Consider the following 19,899-nt stretch of genomic DNA (forward strand, 5'->3'; position numbering starts at 1 on the left):
CGCCTTCTTTGGGACGGAAAACCGATGACCGCATTGCCCACGTTCACCGAGACCTTTACCGTCACCGCCGACAACCCCCTGTTGAGCGGGCACGTCGTGTACGGCCGCAGCCTGCTGCCCGGTGTCGGCTACGTGGACCTGGTGCTCCAGGTGCTCGCCCGGCACGGACACCCCATGACCGAGGTGGAGCTGCGCAACCTCACCATCCTCGCGCCGCTCGTCGCCGGGCCCGGTGAGGCCGTCCTGACCACCGTCGAGGGGCGCCCCGCAGCCGGCGGGGGATGGCGCATCGAGGTGCGCAGCCGCCGCGCCCAGGACACCACCGACGTCGTGCACGCCGTCGTCACCGCACACCACCGTGACCCCGTCGCCTTCACGGAGCGGCTCCCGCTGCCCCTCCAGGGGACGACCCGGCGCACCACCATGGACGAGATCTACACCTGGTGCCGGGAGTACGACCTCCTCCACTCGGGCCTGATGAAGCTCGGCGGCGCGGTCCACCACCGTTCCGGCGACTGGATCGCCGAGCTGGCACTCGCCCCCGAACACCAGGCCACCACCGGCGCGTTCCTCTTCCACCCCGCCCTCTTCGAAGCCGGGCTCCTCGGCGGCGGTGTCGCCCTGGGCATGCTGCACGGGGACAACGACGGCCCCGGCCTCTACCTCCCGCTGATGTTCGACCGGTTCCGCGCGGCCGGGCCGCTCGGCGGGCGCTGCTATGTCCGGGTGCCCGCCGACTCCGTCCGACGCGACGACGAACTCATCCGTCTGGTCGTGGAGTTCTACGACGAGACCGGCCAGAAGGTCGCCGAGGTCGGGCAGTTCGTCGCCAAGCGCATCCGGGCGGCCGGCGCGCTCGACGTCCGTGGCGACGCTCCCGCCGCGCCGGCGGCCGTGCTCGCTCCCGTCGCCGCGCCGGTGGTGGGTTCCCTGCCCGTCTCCGCTGTGCTGCGGGAGTTGGTGGGTTCTCGGCTGGGTGTGTCTGCGGATGCGGTGGATGTGGGGTTGGGCTATTACGAGTTGGGGCTGGGCTCGGCCGATCTGTTGGCGTTGGTGGGGGAGCTGGAGGAGCGGCTGTCGGTGGAGTTGTCGCCGACGGTGATGTTCGAGCACGGGTCGATCACGGAGCTCGCGGCGTGGCTGGAGCCTCAGCTGCCCGCCGGTGCCGGTGCCGGTGCCGGTGTAGGTGCTGGTGCCGGTGCGGCACCGCCGGCCACGCCCGTTCCCGCCGCTCCCGCCGCTTCGGCCACGCCCGTTCCCGCCACGCCGCCCGCTCCCGCCGCGCCGACCCTCCCCGCCCGGCCTCCCGCCGCCGAAGCTCCGGTCGAAGAGGCCCCTGCTTCGCCCGCCCCGGGCACCCGCGACGCCCTTTCCCTCGTACGCACCGCCCTCGTCGAAGAGGTGGCGGCCCTTCTCGGTGCGCACCCCGACGATGTGCACCCCGACGCGGAGCTCAGCGAGTTCGGGCTGGACCTGGGCGGGCGCGCGCGGCTCGCCGAGCGGGTGAACGAGCGGTACGGGCTGGCGCTGACCCCGGGCGTCTTCGGCGAGCACCGCACGCTGCAGGCCATGGCGTCCCACCTCGTCGACGCCCACGGTGTCCGGAACACGCCCGCGGCCCAGGGCGACTCGCCGAGCCCCGCCGCCCCGCAGACCCACCCGCTGCTCCAGCGGACCGTGCCCGGCGGCCCGGCGGACGAGGTGACGTACGAGACCCGCTTCGACGGCTCGGAACCGTATCTGCGTGACCATCAGGTCCGCGGCGGCCGGGTGCTGCCGGGGGTCGCGCAGCTGGAGATGGCGCGCGTGGCGGTCGCACGGGCGCTGGGCCGGGAGGATGCCGCCGCCGTCCGGCTGACCGATGTCGTGTGGCTCCGGGCCGCCCTGTACGGCCCCGACGGGCTGACACTGCGCGTGCGTGTGCGCACCGGCGGAGAGGGCTGCACATACGAGGTCCTCGCCGTCGGCCCCGACGGTGGCACCACGCTGTGCGGCCAGGGCCGGGCGAGCCTCGCCGAGGACGCCACCCGGCGCACCCTGCCCCTCACCGAACTGCGGGCCGCCTGCACCGAGACGACGTACTCAGGCGAGCACGTCTACGGTGTCTACAGCGGCCTCGGCCTGGAGTACGGCCCCTCGCAGCGGTCCCTGACCGAGCTGCGCACCGGGACGGACGCGGAGGGCCGCCGCCAGGTCCTCGCCGAACTGCGCCTGCCGGAGGCGGCCGAACCGCTGCACGGCGGCCTGCTGCACCCGAGCATCCTCGACGGCGCCCTCCAGGCCACCATCGGCCTGTGGCTGGGCGACGGCGGCTCGGCCGCGCTCGCCCTGCCGTTCGCCCTCATCCGCGCCGAGGCCCTCGCCGCCACCCCCGCCACCGCGTACGCGTGGATCCGCCACCGGCCCGGCAGCGGCGCCGACCGGGCCTCCGCCCGGCTGGACGTCACCGTCGTCGACGAACAGGGTCGCGTGTGCGTGGAGCTGACCGGGCTCTCCAGCCGCCCGCTGCCCGCCGCCGAGCAGCCGGCCGAGCCCGAAGCCGTCCGCCCCGGCGACATCGCGATCATCGGTGTGAGCGGCCGCTATCCCGAGGCCGTCGACCTGGACGAGTTCTGGCAGAACCTGCGCGCCGGCCGCGACTGCGTCCGCGAGGTCCCGGCCGGCCGCTGGGACCACGGCCGGTACGCCGGGGCCGGGGCGGGCGGCTGGGGCGGCTTCCTGGACGACATCGACCGGTTCGACCCGCTGTTCTTCCAGATATCCCTGCTGGAAGCCGACTACCTCGACCCGCAGGAACGACTGTTCCTGCAGTGCGCCCACCACACCCTGGAGGACGCCGGATACACCCCCGACCGGCTCTCGCGCGACGCCAGGGTCGGTGTGTTCGTCGGCGTGATGTACCAGGAGTACCAGCTCCTCGGCGCCCAGGCGCAGGAGCGCGGCAGACCCGACGCCCTGTGGGGCAGCGCCTCCACGGTCGCCAACCGCGTGTCGTACTTCTACGACTTCCACGGCCCGAGCATGGCCGTGGACACCATGTGCTCCTCCTCCCTGACCGCCGTCCATCTGGCCTGCGAGGCCATTCGCAGCGGTCAGTGCGACACCGCGCTCGCCGGCGGTGTCAACCTCACCCCGCACCCCAACAAGCACCTGGTGCTCGGGCAGCGCAAGTTCCTCTCCAGCGACGGCCGGTGCCGCAGCTTCGGTGAGGGCGGCGACGGCTACGTGCCCGGCGAAGGCGTCGGCGCCGTCCTGCTCAAGCCGCTCGAGCGGGCCATCGCCGACGGCGACCAGATCCACGCCGTGATCAAAGGCACCGCCGTCAACCACGGCGGACGCACCAGCGGCTACTCGGTGCCCACCCCGGTCGCGCAGGGCGAGGTCATCGCCGACGCGCTCACCGCCGCCGGCGTCGACCCGCGCAGCCTGAGCTATCTCGAAGCGCACGGCACGGGCACCTCCCTGGGCGACCCGATCGAAGTCTCCGGCCTGCAGCAGGGCTTCCGCCGTGCGGGCGGCGCGCCGGAGCGGCTCGCCATCGGCTCCGTGAAGTCCAACATCGGGCACCTGGAGTCCGCCGCCGGCATCGCCGCCGTCACCAAGGTGCTGCTCCAGATGCGCCACGGCGAACTCGTCCCGAGCCTGCACTCCACGACCCTCAACCCCCACATCGACTTCGATCGCACCCCGCTGCACGTCCAGCGCACCCTGGAGCCCTGGCGGCGGCCCGTGCTGGAGGGCCGCACGCTGCCACGCGTCGCCGGAGTCTCCAGCTTCGGCGGCGGCGGCTCCAACGCCCATGTCGTCATCGTCGAACACCGGCCGCCCGCCCGCCCCGCAGCCGCCCCGGCCGACGGCCGCCCCGCGCTGCTCGTGCTCTCCGCCAAGAGCGAGGCCCAGCTCGTCGAACAGGCCCGCCGCCTGTACGCCCGGCTCAGCGAGGCGACCGAAGCAGACCTCCCCGCGATCGCCTGGACCCTGCAGACCGGACGCATCGCGCTGGAAGAGCGCCTCGCCTTCGCCGCGAGCAGCCTCGCCGACGTCCGCGAACGGCTCGCCGCCTTCGTCGCCGCCCCTGCCGCGAGCGGCCGCTGGCACCGCGGCGCCGTCCGCCCGGACCGCACCGCCGACGCCCCGGCGGTGCGCACCGCCCTGGACGCCTGGACACGGCAGGGAGCGCACGAGGACCTGCTCGCGCAGTGGGCCGACGGCGCCGAAGTGCGCTGGGAGGACGCCTGGCCGACCGGCAGCACTGTGCGCCGCATCAGTCTGCCCGGCTACCCCTTCGCCCGTGAGCGCTGCTGGTACGACCTCGACACCGAGGGCGCACCGCACCGGCCCGCACCGGCCGCCGGCTCCCCGGACGGCGACAGCCCCGACGTCGTGCTGCTGCGACCCGAGTGGACCGAGCGCGCCGCCGCACCGGCCGTGCCCGGCGAGCCGTTCGCCGAACGGCACGTCGTCCTGCTCGGTCGGCTCACCGACGGCGACCGCGACACCCTGCGAGCCGCCCTGCCCGCAGGGACCGAGTGCACCTTCCTCGAACCGGCGGACGCACCGCTGGACCGGCAGTACGCCGATGCCGTGCACGAGGTGTTCACGCTGACCCGGCGGCTGCTGGAGCAGGGCGTGCGACGGCCCACGCTGCTCCAGGTGGCGGCCGTCGGCGACGGCGACCGGCCGGCCTGCTTCAGCGGGCTGGGCGCGCTGCTGCGCACGGCCCACCTGGAGAACCCCAAGCTGCACACCCAGTACCTGGAGTGCCTGGACGGCGCCTCGCCCGCCACCGTCGCCGCCCGCCTCGCGACCGAGGCCACCGCCGACCCCGAGCCCGAGGTACGCCACCACGCAGGCCGCCGTCAGGTCCGCCGCCTCACCGAGGTCACCGGCACCCGGCCCGCCGCCGCGCCCTGGCGGGAGGGCGGCGTCTACCTCATCACCGGCGGCATGGGCGGGCTCGGCCTGCACGTCGCGCGGGACATCGCCGCCTCGGTCGCGCACGCCACGGTGGTCCTCGCCGGGCGCTCGCCGCTGACCGACGAGCGGCGCGCGACGCTGAACGACCTGCGCACCACCGGCCTGACCGTCCGGTACGAGACCGTCGACGTCGCCGACCGGGACGCGCTCGGTGCCCTGCTGGCCCGGGTGAACGTGGACCACGGCCCGCTGACCGGCGTGCTGCACGCCGCCGGGGTCGTCGAGGACAACTTCGTCGTCCGCAAGAGCCCCGGGGAACTCGACCGGGTCCTCGCCCCCAAGGTCGCCGGACTGGTCCACCTCGACGAGCTGACCCAGGAGCAGCCGCTGGAGGTGTTCGTCTGTTTCTCGTCCCTCGCCGGCGCCTTCGGCAACCCCGGCCAGAGCGACTACGCGGCCGCCAACGCCTTCCTGGACGCCTATGCCGGACACCGCGACCGGCTCGTGAGCGCCGGGCGGCGCAGTGGTCGTACCGTGTCCGTCAACTGGCCGCTGTGGGACGAGGGCGGCATGGGCGCCGAGGGCCCCGTCCGTGAACAGCTGCGCGCCCTGGGCCTCGCCCCCCTCGACACGCGGCGTGGCCTCGCCGCCCTGCACCAGGCCCTGGCCGGCGCCGAGGGCGGCGTCACGGACGGCAGGCTGCTGGTGGTGGCGGGCAACCGCGAGGCGTTGCTGACCCGGCTGACGGAGCGCGCCGAGGAGACGGCGCCACAGACCGCCGTACCGCAGACGGCCGCACCCCAGACCGCCGTACCGCAGAACGTGACAGCTCCGACCGCGACGGATACGGCACCGCAGGCCCCCGCGCCCGCCACGGCGGCCCGCGGCGGATCCGTACGGTCCGTCGAGGACCGGGCCGTGGCCCACCTCAGGCGCGTGCTGGCCTCCGCCCTGAAGCTCGGGCCCGAGCGACTCGACCCCGACACACCGCTGGAGCGGTACGGCATGGACTCCGTGCTCGCCGTGGCCATGGTCGAGCCGCTGGAGAAGAGCTTCGGCCCGCTGTCGCGCACGCTGCTGTTCGAGGTGCGGACCGTGCGCGGACTGGCGCGGTACCTCGCGGACGAGCATGCGCAGGAGCTGCGCGCCCTCGTCGGCGAAGCGGCGCCCGAGGCCGCCCGGCCGCGGACCGCCGTACCCGAGCCGGCCCGGACGGACACCACTGCCCGCGCCACGGTCCCGCCCCCGGCGGACCAGGACATCGCCGTCATCGGCATCGGCGGACGCTACCCGCACGCCGACGACCTGGACGCCTTGTGGGCAGCGCTGCGCGAGGGCCGGGACTGCGTCACCGAGGTGCCCGCCGACCGCTGGAAGACCGACGGCGGCGCCCGCTACGGCGCGTTCCTCGACGGCATCGACCGGTTCGATCCGCTGCACTTCGGCATCTCGCCCCGCGAGGCCGCCGCGATGGATCCGCAGCAGCGGCTGTTCCTGGAGACCGTGTGGCACCTGCTGGAACAGGGCGGCGTCACCCAGGAGGTGATCGAGCGCCGCTATGGCCGACGCGTCGGCGTGTACGTCGGAGCCGCCTACCAGATGTATCGGGCGGACGCCTCCGAACCGGTGCTCGCGGCGCTCACCTCGTCCGCCTCCTACAACCTCATCGCCAACCGCGTCTCGCACTTCTTCGGCCTCGAAGGACCGAGCCTGGCCGTGGACAGCATGTGCACCTCGTCGGCGATGGCCGTCCACCTGGCCTGTGCCGACCTGCTGCGCGGTGAGTGCGAGCTGGCCGTCGCGGGCGGGGTCAACCTGACCGTGCACGAGGACAAGTACGTCGCCCTCTCGGAGATGCAACTGCTCGGCACCCACCCGGGCGCACGCAGCTTCCGCGACGGCGACGGCTACCTGCCCGCCGAGGCGGTCGGCGCCGTACTGCTCAAGCCGCTGGCGGCCGCCCTGCGCGACGGCGACACCGTGCACGCCGTCATCAAGAGCACCGCCTCGCTGCACAGCGGCCGCTCAGGCGGCTTCATGACGCCCAGCCACCGCACCCACGTCGCCGCCCTTCGGCACGCCCTGGAGCGGGCCGACGCCGCACCCGGCTCCATCGGCTACGTCGAATCCGCCGCCAACGGCACCGCGTTCTCCGACGAGATCGAACTGCGCGCCCTGCGCGAGGTGTTCGCCGGTGTCACCACCCCGGTGCCGGTCGGCGCCGTGAAGTCGAACCTCGGGCACCCCGAGGCGGCCTCCGGCATCGCCCAGCTCACCAAGGTCGTCCTCCAGCTCCGGCACGGACAGATCGCACCGCTCGTCGACGTCGGCACCGCCAACCCCCGCCTGGACCTGGACGGTTCCCCGCTCGAACTGTGCGACCGGCTGACCGACTGGGAGCCGCGCGGCGGCACGGACACCGGCGGCCCGTCCCTGCCCCGCCGGGCCCTCATCAACTGCGTGGCGGCGGGCGGCAGTCACGTCAGCATGGTCGTGGAGGCACCGCCGACCGCCGCCGCCGTCCGCATCGTCACCCCGGACACCGCGCCGCAGGTCGTCGTGGTCTCCGCCCGGACCGAGGAACGCCTGCACACGGCGGTACTGCGCCTGCTCGGCCACCTGGCGGACCTGCCCGACGCGGACGCCGCCGACTCCACCGTGAGCCTCGCGGACATCGCGTACACCACGCAGCTGGGCCGCGAGGCGCTGCCCGAGCGGCTCGCCGTGGTCGCCGCCGACCGCGCCGAACTGGCCCAGGCGCTCGCCGGACACCTGGCCGGCACGCCCACGACCGTACCCGTCTACCGGGGCAACGCCGACGACGAGCCAGGAGCCTGGAGCTCCGTCCTGTCCGGCGCCCGGGGCGAGACCTTCCTCACCGGGCTCGCCGAGGACCGCGCACTGGAGGAACTGGCCGCCCTGTGGGTGTGCGGGACCCGGGTGCCCTGGAGCGCGCTGCACACCGGGCGGCCCCGACTGGTGCCCCTGCCGGCCACCGCGTTCGAGGCGGGCACCTACTGGGTCGGACGCGACCCGCGGGCGGCCGCACCGGAGCCGGGGGCACAGGAACCCGTGCCGCCCGCCGACGCCGGCACCGACGCCGACGCCGAGCAGGTCATCGCGCAGGCCTGGGCCGACGTCCTTCAGGTCGACGCGGCCACGCTGACCGCACGGACCGACTTCTTCTCGCTCGGCGGCAACTCGCTGCTCGCCACCCGGCTGATCAACCTGCTCAAGGAGCGGGCGGGCGTCGAGCTGCCGACCGAAGCGGTCTTCAACGCACCGCGCCTTTCCGACATGGCCCGAGAACTGCGCGCACGCCTCCCCATGGCCGGGGACGCGAGCCTGCGCGAGCTGGATCTGATCCTCGAAAGCATCGCCCTGGTCGAGCACATGAGCGACGAGGAGCTGGACGCACTGGACATCGAGAGCTGAGGCAGGGGACGACGATGGGCACCACCAGTCAGGACACCGGCCTCGATCTCGTCCGGAGGGTCCGCTCCCTGCCGGAGAAGCGGCAGCGCGCCCTGATCGCGCTGCTGCGCACACAGGGCGTCGACCTCTCCGCGCTCGAAACCATCCCCCGGCTGCCCCGGACCGACGGCACACCCGTGCCGCTGTCCTTCACCCAGCAGCGGCTGTGGTTCCTCGCCCAGCTGGACGGCGCCGACGCCGCCTACAACATCCCGATGGCGATGCGGCTGCGCGGCCGCCTCGACCGCCCCGCACTGCTGCGCGCCCTGGCGGCGGTCGTCCAGCGGCACGAGGTGCTGCGCACCCGGTTCGTCGACCAGGGCGGCGTACCGCGCCAGGTCATCGGCGACGGCAGCGACTTCACGGTCGCCGAGGACGAGCTGACCGACCCGGCGCGGCTCGCCGCGATCTGCCGCGACGAGGCCGCCGCCCCGTTCGACCTGGAGCGCGGGCCACTGATCCGGGTCCGGCTGCTGCGGCAGTCGGAGCAGGAGCACCACCTGCTCGTCACCACCCATCACAGCGTGTCCGACGGCTGGTCGGTCGGCGTCTTCTTCCGCGACCTGGTCGCCCTGTACGAGGCGTTCGGCGCGGGCCGCCCCGACCCGCTGGAGCCGCTGCCCGTGCAGTACGCGGACTACGCGCACTGGCAGCGTGAGCGGCTCGCCGGCGACCTGCACGACCGTCAGACGGACTACTGGAAGCATCAGCTGGCCGGGGTCGACCCGCGGCTGACGCTGCCCGTCGACCGGGAGCGCCCGCGCGTGAAGACCTACACGGGGGCCGGCGAGAACTTCAGCTGCCCGGCGGAACTGCTGAGCGCCCTGCGCGACGTCGCCAAGGTCCACGAAGCCACGCTCTACATGACCCTGCTGGCCGCCTACACCGTCGTCCTCAACCGCTACACCCGCCAGACGGACATCGCCGTCGGCACTGTCGTCGCCAACCGCGGGCGACGCGAGGTCGAGGATCTCATCGGCTTCTTCGCCAACACCCTGGTGATGCGCGCGGATCTCGCGGGCGACCCGGACTTCCGCGATCTGCTGGCGCAGGTGAAGAAGACCGCACTGGAGGCCTACGACCATCAGGAAGTCCCCTTCGAGGCCGTCGTGGAGGCCCTGGACACCGAGCGCAGCCTCGCCCGTTCGCCCGTCTTCCAGACGATGTTCGTCCTTCAGGAGGCACAGACCCGGCGGGACGTCACCCTCGGCGGTCTCGAGGTCTCCCCGGTCGACTTCGATCTCAGCTTCACCAAGTTCGACCTGACGGTCGACCTGCGGGAGTCCCCCGACGGCCTGGTCGGCACCGTCGAGTACAACCCCGACCTGTACGACCGCGAGACCATCCGGCGCTTCATCGGTCACTACACCCGGCTGCTCGCCGCCGTCGCCGACGATCCGGCGCTGCCCGTGTCCCGACTCGCCATGATCGACGCCGAGGAGCGTCGCCAGGTGGTCGAGGTGTTCAACGACACCGAGCGGCCCTTCAGCGACGACCGGTGCCTGCACGAACTGTTCGAGGAGCGGGTGGCCCGGCACCCCGAGCGCACCGCCCTGGTCACCTCCGACCGCTCATGGACGTACGCCGAACTCGACGCCTGGGCCGACCGGATCGCCCGCGGACTGCGCCGACGCGGTGTCGGGCCGGACACGCTGGTCGGTCTGCACGCCGAGCGTTCCGCCGAAATGGTCGCGGGCATTCTGGGCGCCCTGAAGGCCGGGGGCGCCTACATGCCGATCGAGCCGTCCTACCCGGCGGCCCGCCGCACCGACCTCGTGGACCACTCCGGGGTCGCCGTGGTCCTCACCCAGCCACATTTGGACGCCGAACCACTGCACGGCGTCGAGCACCTGCTCGTCCTGCACCCGGACGGCACCCTGCGCGACCAGGAAGGCACGGACGTTCTCGAGGCCCGGGACGCGGACGTCCCCACGGCTGAACCCGGTGCGCACGCAGGTCACTTGGCGTATGTGATCCACACGTCCGGCTCCACGGGCCGCCCCAAGGGCGTGATGATCGAGCACCGGGCCGCGGTGAACCGCATCGAGTGGATGCAGAACGAGTACCGACTCACCGGTGACGACGTCGTCCTGCAGAAGACCCCCTACAGCTTCGACGTGTCCGTCTGGGAGTTCTTCTGGCCGCTGCTCTCCGGCGCCCGTCTCGCGATCGCCGCGCCCGGCGGTCACCGCGACCCGGCCTACCTGCTCTCCGCCGTCCGTGCGTTCGGCGTGACCACCCTGCACTTCGTGCCGTCGATGCTGCGCAGCATCGTCGAGGAGCCGGGCTGGGCGCGGTGCACGACCGTACGGCAGGTGTTCTGCAGCGGCGAGGCGCTGCCCCCGGACCTGTGCGCACGCCACTACGAGCAGCACACCGCGCCGCTGCACAACCTGTACGGGCCCACCGAGGCAGCCGTCGACGTCAGCCACTGGACCGTCCCCGCCGATGACACGCCCCGCGTCGTCCCCATCGGCCGGCCGATCCAGAACATCCGACTGCACGTGCTCGACGAGGCTCTCGCGCCGCAGGGCGTCGGCTGCGTCGGCGAGCTGTACATCGCCGGCGCGGGGCTGGCCCGCGGCTATCTGCACCAGCCCGAGCTGACCCGCGAACGGTTCGTGCCCGACCCGTTCGACGCTTCCCCCGACGCCCGCATGTACCGCACCGGCGACCTGGTGCGCCGACTGCCCGACGGCGACCTGGAGTTCCTCGGCCGCGCCGACGACCAGGTCAAGGTGCGCGGCTTCCGCATCGAGCCGGGCGAGATCGAGCACCGGCTCACGGAGCACCCCTCCGTCCGCTCCTCGGCCGTCCTGGTCCGTGCGGACCAGGACGGCAGCTCCCGCCTGGTCGCCTACGTGGTGCCCGAACCCGGACACGCCCTCGCCGATCACCGCGCCGACCTGATCCGGCATCTCGAGGGCACCCTGCCCGAGTACATGGTGCCGAGCGCGTACGTCGAACTCGCCGCCCTGCCGGTGACCGCGCACGGCAAGCTCGACCGCCGTGCCCTGCCCGCCCCCGGCATCGACGCCTTCGCCCAGCGCGCCTACGTCGCACCGGTCACCGACACCGAGCGGCACCTGGCCGACGTCTGCGCCGAACTCCTCGGCTTCGACGCCGAGCGGGTCAGCACCGAGGACAACTTCTTCGCCCTCGGCGGCCATTCCCTGATGATCACGGTGCTGGTGGCGCGGCTGAAGGACAGCGGTCTGCACATCACCGTCCAGGACGTCTTCACCGCGCCCACGCTGGCCGCTCTGGCGGCGCGCATCGACGCGACCGGGGCGGCGCCCGCGCACACCGTCCCCGCCAACCGGATCCCGGTGGGCTGCGAGCGCCTCACCCCCGACCTGCTTGCGCTGATCGACCTGACACAGGAGCAGATCGACACCGTCGTGGCCGCCGTGCCCGGCGGGGCGGCCGGCATCCAGGACGTCTACCCCCTGCTGCCCACGCAGGAGGGCATCTTCTTCCACCATCTGATGGACCCGGACAACGACCCGTATCTCGTCTCCACCCTCTACCGGGCCGACGACGAGCAGGCGTGTGCCCGGTTCATCGACGCCCTGCAGCGCATCGTCGACCGCCACGACGTGATGCGCACCGCCGTTCTCACCGCCGGCCTGCCCGAACCCGTCCAGGTCGTGCACCGGGCCGCGCGGCTCCCCGTGGAGCGGACCAGGCTCGCCGCCGGCCGGGACCCCGAGGTGCAGGCGAGAGAACTGCTCGCACGCCAGGAACGGATGCGCCTCGACAGCGCGCCGCTGCTGCGCCTGGTCGTCGCCGAGGAGCCGCACTCGCAGCGCCGCTACCTGCTCCTGACCGCCCACCATCTCATCGAGGACGCCACCTCCCTGCGACTGATCCTGCAGGAGCTGGCCGTGCACATGGCGGGCCGCCTCGACCTGCTGTCCACCCCGGCGCCCTACCGCGACTTCGTCTCCCACACCTTGGCCAGGCACACCGCTGACGACACGGTGGCCTACTTCCGGACAGCCCTCGAGGACGTCACAGAACCCACGGCCCCGTTCGGCCTCACCGACGTGCACGGCAACGGCCGGCGGGTGGGCCGGCTGCGCCGAGCGCTGCCCGAGCCCCTCGCACGCGACCTGCGCGCCCAGGCCCGGCGTCTGCGACTGAGCCCGGCCTGTCTCTTCCACGCGGCGTGGGCCTGCTTCGTCGCTGCCACCAGCGGGCGCGACGACGTGGTGTTCGGCGCCGTGCTGTCCGGACGCCTGCAGGGCGTGCCCGGGGTGGAGCGCATGCTCGGCAACTTCATCAACACGCTTCCCCTGCGCACCCGGCTCGCCGGCCGGACCGTGAGTGAGCTGATCGCGGACGTCGACACCGGGCTGCGGGAGTTGATCGCGCGGGAGCAGAGCCCCCTGAGCCTGGTCCAGCGGTGCAGCGGCCTGGAGGGCGACGCCCCACTGTTCAGCGCTGTGGTCAACTTTCGTCACTTCGAGGCGGAGCACGACGAGACGCTGCCGCGCATCGACGACCACGGGGTGCGCTTCCTCGCGGCCGTGGACGCCATCAACTACCCCGTGACGGTGTCGCTCGACGACTTCGGCACCGAGCTGTCGCTGGACATCCAGGTCGAGGAGACGGTCACCTGCGAGGCGGTGGCCGACTGTCTCGAAACCGCGTTGGCGGGCCTTGTCGACGCCCTTGCCACGGACGACGGGACCGGTACCGCCGCGCTGGACGTCGATGTCCTGCCGGCGGGCGACCGGCAGCGCCTGGCCGAGTGGAACGACACCGCGGTCCCCCTCCCGCACGAGACGCTGCCTGCCGCGTTCGAGGCGCAGGTCGCACGTACTCCGGACCGCACCGCGCTGGTCTTCGAGGGCCGCACCCTGTCGTACGCGGAACTGAACGCCCGTGCCAACCGGCTCGCGCACTGGCTGATCGAGCGGGGGGCCGGGCCCGGGCAGCGGGTCGCGATCCGGATGCCGCGCTCGTTCGACCTGGTGGTCGCCGTGCACGCCGTGGTGAAGACCGGAGCGGCGTACCTCCCCATGGAGACCGACCTCCCGGACGAGCGCGTGGAACAGGTGCTCGCCGACAGCGTGCCGCTGCTCGTCCTGGAGGAGCTGCCGGACACCACCGGCGGCCGGGACGACAACCCCCGGGCCCAGGTGGCCAGGGACGACGCCGCGTACGTGCTCTACACCTCGGGTTCCACGGGCAGGCCGAAGGGCGTGGTGATCCCCCATCGCGCGGGCCTGAACTGGACCGCGTGGAAGCAGAGTCACTACGGCATGAGCGGCGAGGACCGGATGCTGCTGAAGACGTCGGTGGGGTTCGACGTCTCGGTGCCCGAGCTGTTCTGGCCGCTCCAGGTCGGCGCGGCCGTGGTGATCGCCCGTCCTGACGGTCAGAAGGATCCGGAGTATCTCGCACGGTTGATTCGTGACGAGCGGGTCACCGACCTCCACTTCGTCCCGTCCATGCTGGCCGAGTTCCTGTCGGAACCGACCGCGGAACTGTGCACCGGCCTGCGCCGCGTCGAGACCGCGGGCGAGGCGCTCCCGGTCGAGCTCGCCGAACGGTTCGCCCGCGTGCTGCCGGACACCGAACTGCACAACCTGTACGGGCCCACCGAGGGCGGTCCCCTCACCGCCTGCCGCTACCGGGCCGAGCCCGGAGCGACAGCCGTGCCCATCGGCCCTCCGGTGTGGAACACCAGGGTGTACGTGCTGGACCAGGAGCTGCGACAGGTACCGCTCGGCGTGCCGGGTGAGCTGTACGCCTCCGGCGACGGCATGGCCCGTGGCTATCTGAACCGGCCGGAGCTGACCGTCGAGCGGTTCGTGGCCAATCCGTTCGAACCCGGAACACGCATGTACCGCACCGGTGACCTGGTGAGATGGCGTGCGAAGGGCACTCTCGACTACCTCGGCCGGGTCGACGACCAGATCAAGGTGCGCGGCTTCCGCGTAGAACCCGGCGAAGTCGCGAACGTGCTGCTCAAGCACCCCTCGGTGCATCGAGCGGTGGTCGTCCCGCAGGGGAGCGGCGCCGCCCGCACGCTCGCCGCCTATGTGAGCCCGACTCCGCAGTGGCTGCACACCGCTGTCCAGGAGGAGAACGCCGCCCACCTCGAACAGTGGCGGCGGCACTCCGACGACCGGTATGCGCTCGGCGCCGGCTCCGCCGGCCAGGAACCCGTCGAGGCCACGGCCCGGCAGCTGGAGCGCATACGCCCGAAGCGGGTGCTGGAGATCGGCTGCGGCGGGGGAGAGCTGCTCCTGCGCTACGCCGCGGACTGCGCTTCGGTGCACGCGCTCGACCCGTCGGCCACGGCTCTCGATGTGGCCCGCCGGGGCGTGGCAGGCCGCGGATGGTCGCACGTCACCCTGACCCAGGGGGACGCGCTGTCCGTGGCGGAGCTGTCCGGCGAGAAGTTCGACACGATCGTGCTCAACTCGGTGGTGCGGCACTCCCCGAACGAGGAGTACCTGGAAGAGGTACTCGGGCTCCTGGTCACGCTCCTGGAGGACGGCGGCAGCATCCTCGTCTGCGGCGTCCGGAACCTGGATCTGTTCACCGCCCAGCTCTGCGCGGCCGAGCGGGAGCGTACGGAGCCCGGCGGCACCCTCGACGCGCCGGCCACCCAGGTGTGGCGCAGCCGGCGCCAGGAGCGGGAACTGCTCGTCAGTCCGACGTACTTCGCGCGGCTGCCGGAGCGTCTCCCCGAGCTGGGGGCGGTCGACCTCATCGTCGGGCGGGGCGAGGGAGACAGTGCGGCACTCGCCTACCGCTACGAGGTGATCCTGCGCAAGGACGTCGCACCGGCCGCCGCCCTGCCGTGGTTGGAGGCCGCCTCCCCGGCGGAGCTGCGCGCCCTGCTGGACGGCGAGGTCCCCGACCGGTTCGGGGTGAGCGGCTTGACGAACGCCCGCGTCACCGACGCCGTGCGCCTCGGCGCGGAGCTCGGGGGCAGGCCGTATCCCCCGATGGCTGAGCCGCTCGCGCCCCGCTCGCGGACCGCGGACGAGGTCCGGGAGCTCGAAGCCGTACTCCGGCACGCCGAGGAGCTCGGCTTCCAGTCGGCGGCCACCTGGTCGCAGGACCGGCTCGACGGCCTCGACCTGGTGTTCGGCCGGGGTGAACTGCCCCGTGTACGGGCGCGTGAGCCCTATCGGGCAACCGCAGCGACCAACCATCCGCAACTGGGCGGCAGGGGGCCGTCGCTGTCCCGCGCCCTCAAGGAGCACCTCTCCGCGCTGCTGCCGCACTACATGGTGCCCGGCGTGTTCGTGGTCCTCGACGAACTGCCGGTCACGCCGAACGGCAAAGTCGACAAGCGGGCCCTGCCGGCCCCGGACGAGGCCGACGTGACCAAGGAGCGGTACGTCGCCCCGCGGACCGAGGCACAGCGTGCGCTGTGCCGGATCGTCGCCGACGTCCTCGGTCTCACCCGGGTGGGACTCCAGGACAACTTCTTCGATCTCGGTGGACACTCCCTGCTCGCGACCCGGCTCACGCTGCGGATCAAGAAGGAGACCGGCGCCGAGCTGCCGCTCCAGCTGATCTTCAGCGGGGCGACCGTCGAAGAGATGTCCGCCGTCCTGGAGCAGTCGGCGGAGCAGGAGAGCGGACCGTCGGTCCCGGCCGACCGGGCAGCGGCCGACGAGGCCGGGGAGCGAGGTCCGGCGCCGATCACGCTCCAACAGCGCGACCTGTGGTTCCTCAACCGGCCCGCACACCTGGGAACGGCGCACGACAACGTCCAACTGGCGTTCCGGATCAACGGCTTCCTGGATCGCGAGGCCTACGCGCGCGCCGTGGGGGAGCTGGTGGAACGGCATGCGGTCCTGCGCACCAGCTATGCCCGGCACGACGGCACCGTGACCCAGAGCGTCCATCCCGCCGACGACTTCGCGCTGCGGCCGGCGGCCGTCGACGAGGAGGCGGTCATGGACTGGCTGCGCGCCGAACGGCTGCGCCCCTTCGCGCCGGAGGACCGGTACGCGATCCGCGCCCATCTGCTCACCGTGTCCGACGACCAGCACATCGGGGTGCTGACCCGGCCCTGGGGCGTCCTCGACGGCTGGTCCGTGAACGTCGTGCTGGCGGAGCTGCTCGCGCTGTACCGCGCGCTCAGCCTGGGGAAGGCGCCGAAGCTGCCCGAACTGCCGCTGTCGTACGCCGGGTTCGCCCGCTGGCAGGCGCACACGACCGACGCCGCAGAGCTCTCCCGCCAGGAGAGCTACTGGCGGCGGCAACTGGCAGGGCTGCCGACCTGTCCGCCGCTGCGCACCGACTACGAGAGATGCCCGGTCAAGACGTACCAGGGCTCGTCGGTGGATCTCCGGATCTCCGCCGAACTGCTGGAGCGTCTGCGCCGGTTGAGCCAGGAGCAGGGGGTCACGCTCTACATGACCCTGCTGTCCGCCTTCGCCGTTCTGCTGGGCGGACACACGGACGGCAGCGAACTGGCCGTAGGCACCGCGGTGTCGAACCGGCCGCGGAGCGAACTGGAGGGCGTGGTCGGCTACTTCGTCAATCTGGTGGCGCTCCGCCTCGACGTGCCCGCAGACCGTTCCTTCCCCGACGTCCTGGCGCAGACCAGGCGCGTCACCACCGAGGCGCACGAGCACAAGGACCTGCCGTTCCTCGACCTCGTCCGGGCCCTGGCGCCCACTCCCGAGCCGGGCTCCTCCCCGCTGTTCCAGGTGATGTTCAACCTGCTTCCCGCTGCCGCCCCCACCGGGGCCGACGGTGACGGAGCGGACCTTCAGGTGCTGCCCATCCGTCCCGCGACGACGACCGCGAAGTACGACCTCAACCTCGTCGCGGAGGAAACGGCGTCGGGGCTGCGGGGCTACCTGGAGTTCAGCGCCGACCTCTACTCCCGGCGGACCGCCCTGCGCATGGCCCGCACCTACGAGCGGTTGCTGGCGGAGATCGTGGCGTCCCCGCAATCGGACGTGGCCCATCTGCGCGCCGCCACGGCGGCGACGCCGGACTCACCGAGGACGCCTCGATGACCAATCCCTTCGACAGAGCGGACACCGACTACCTCGTCCTCGTCGACGACCTGCGGCAGTACTCGCTGTGGCCGTCGGCCCTCGACGTCCCGGCCGGCTGGACCGTGGCCTTCGGCCCCGCAGGGCGGCCGGACTGCCTGGAGTTCACCGCAGCGGCCTGGACGGATCCGCGTCCGGCGAGCGCATGCCCGGTCGAGCACCGGCCGGCCCGGCCGGCACCCGCAGCACCCGACGCGTCGGGCCCGCAGGCCGCGGCCCGACACGGAAGCAGCAGAAGGAGAGACAGCATCATGACCGCTAGCACTTCGACGGTTTCGGCGCCTCCCACCATGGCGGGGCACCCGCTGTTCGGGTCGCTGATGGACCTCCAACGGGACACGCTGGGCACCTACCGCAGGGCGCTGCGCGACCACGGCGACGTGGTCCGGTTCACGGTGGGCCCGCCGGGAATGCGGGCGGAGTTCTACGGTGTGTTCTCGGCGGACGGCGCTCAGCAGGTGTTGGCGTCCTCGGCACAGACGTTCAGCAAGGAGAACCGGTTCCTCGGGGAGCTGCGGCAGTCGTTCGGCAACGGGCTGCTCACCAGCATGGGGGACGAGTACCTGCGCCAGCGCCGCATGCTCCAGTCGTTGTTCACGCCTCGTCAGGTGAACAACTACGGCTCGGAGATCACTCAGGAGACCGGCAGCCTGGTCGAGCGGTGGCGGACCGCACCGGACGCGACCGTCGACGTGGCGGAGGAGATGACGGGGCACACACTGCGGACGATCTCCCGCATCCTCTTCGGCCGGAAGAACGACGTGGACGCGATGGTTCCCACGGTTCAGCGCAACTTCCCGCTGATCAACGCCTATGCGGTCAAGCGGGCCTTCGCCCCGGTGAACCTGTCCCGGAAGGTGCCCACGCCGGGCAATCTGCGCGCCGCCAAGGCGCACCGTGAGCTGTACGAGGTGTGTGACGAGATCATCTCGACCCGCCGGGCCGAGGAGTCGACCGCCCCGACCGACCGGAACGACATGCTCAGCCTCCTGGCGCGGGCGCACGACGACGACGGCAACCCGATCAGTGCGCAGGAGACCCGGAACCAGGTCCTTGTCTTCCTCGTCACCGGTCACGAGTCCACCGCCACCACACTGGGCCTCACCCTGCATCTCCTCGCCTGTCACCCCGAGGTGCAGGCCCGCGCCCACCAGGAGGTCGACACCGTCCTGAGCGGTCGTGAGCCCGTCGCCGAGGACCTGGAGAAGCTTCCCTACCTGACGCAGGTGCTCAAGGAGTCGCTCCGCCTCTACCCCGCGGCGCCGGCGCAGGGCCGCATCGCCACCGAGGACGTGCAGGTCGGCTCGTACACCATTCCGGCCGGCGCCGATGTGGTGATCAGTTCCGGCGTCGTCCAGCGTCGTCCCGACATCTGGGAGGACCCCGACGCGTTCGACCCGGACAGGTTCCTGCCGGAGCGCGAGGCCGCGCGCCCGCGCTACGCGTGGTTCCCGTTCGGCGGTGGGCCGCGGGCGTGCATCGGCCAGCACCTGGCGATGATGAACGCCACCCTCACGCTGAGCGTGCTGCTCCAGAACTACTCGTTCACCGCTGTCGACACCGACATTCCGCTGAACACCGGAATCACCCTGCGGCCCACCGGTCAGGTCCGCTGCAGGCTGACGCCGCGAACCTGACCGCACAGTTTCTCTTTCCGGTGAGTTCGTCGATGCGTACAGGAGACATGAGGGTGCAAAAGGAATTCGCGGTGGTGACCGGCGGTACCAAAGGTATCGGGCTCGGACTGAGTGGGCGCCTGGTGTCGTTGGGGTACCGGGTCGTGGCGCTCTACCGGGGCGACAAGGAGTCCGCCGCCGCGGCCGAGCGCGAGTTCGGCGACTCCTTCCGGGCCCTGCAGGCCGACATGGCGGACCCCGACGCGGTGGTCACCGTGGCGGACGAGCTGCTCGCGTCGTACGGGGCGCCGAGGGTGCTGGTCAACAACGCCGGGCGCAACATCGACCGTCCCTTCCTGGACATGTCGTTCGACGACTGGGACCAGGTGATCGCGGCCAACCTGTCCGCTCCGTTCTATCTCACGCGGGCGCTCGCGCCGAAGATGCTCGAGGCCGGCGGTGGATCGGTGGTGAACGTCGCGGCCACCACGGGGATCCGCCCGCGGCTCGACGGGCTGAACTACTGCGCCAGCAAGGCAGGGCTCCTGCACTTCACGAAATGCCTTGCGATGGAGCTCGCTCCGACCATTCGCGTCAACTCGCTCATTCCCGGAATGATTGACACCGAGGAGATGCGTACGCGATTCCGGACGGACGAACCGCACTACCGGGACAAGTTGCTCGATGAGATCCCGCAGCGACGCATCGGGGATGTCGACATGATGGCCGACGCGTTGGAATTCCTGATCGGAGAGAAGTCTTCATACGTCACCGGTCAGAAGTTGATCGTGGACGGCGGGCAGTTCATGTGGTGATTCTCGCGGCGTGCGCGAGAAGGCATCCACTCC

Annotated in this window: 4 protein-coding genes; all 4 read left to right on the forward strand. The window is 72.2% G+C overall.

What is annotated here, in order from left to right:
• Positions 1-24 precede the first annotated feature (24 nt).
• The 4 genes from ABZ725_RS13790 (at position 25) to ABZ725_RS13805 (ending at position 19,866) form a co-directional block, all read left to right on the forward strand.
• A complete protein-coding gene (locus ABZ725_RS13790) occupies positions 25-8,352 on the forward strand; it encodes an SDR family NAD(P)-dependent oxidoreductase (RefSeq protein WP_358802881.1) in 8,328 nt (2,775 codons plus the stop codon).
• Positions 8,353-8,366: 14 nt separating this feature from the next.
• Positions 8,367-17,396: an amino acid adenylation domain-containing protein gene (locus ABZ725_RS13795; protein WP_358802882.1), complete on the forward strand. Its 9,030-nt coding sequence runs from the start codon at positions 8,367-8,369 to the stop codon at positions 17,394-17,396.
• Positions 17,393-19,072 (forward strand): cytochrome P450, encoded by a 1,680-nt coding sequence (locus tag ABZ725_RS13800; RefSeq protein ID WP_358802883.1) that lies wholly within the window; start codon positions 17,393-17,395, stop codon positions 19,070-19,072. Before ABZ725_RS13795 ends, ABZ725_RS13800 begins: the two co-directional genes overlap by 4 nt.
• 74 nt (positions 19,073-19,146) lie before the next feature.
• Positions 19,147-19,866 carry an SDR family oxidoreductase gene (locus ABZ725_RS13805; RefSeq protein WP_358802884.1) on the forward strand — a complete coding sequence of 240 codons (720 nt, stop codon included), beginning with the start codon at positions 19,147-19,149 and terminating at the stop codon, positions 19,864-19,866.
• Positions 19,867-19,899: the final 33 nt, after the last annotated feature.

This window comes from Streptomyces sp. NPDC006872 (assembly GCF_040635845.1).
Lineage (GTDB): Bacteria > Actinomycetota > Actinomycetes > Streptomycetales > Streptomycetaceae > Streptomyces.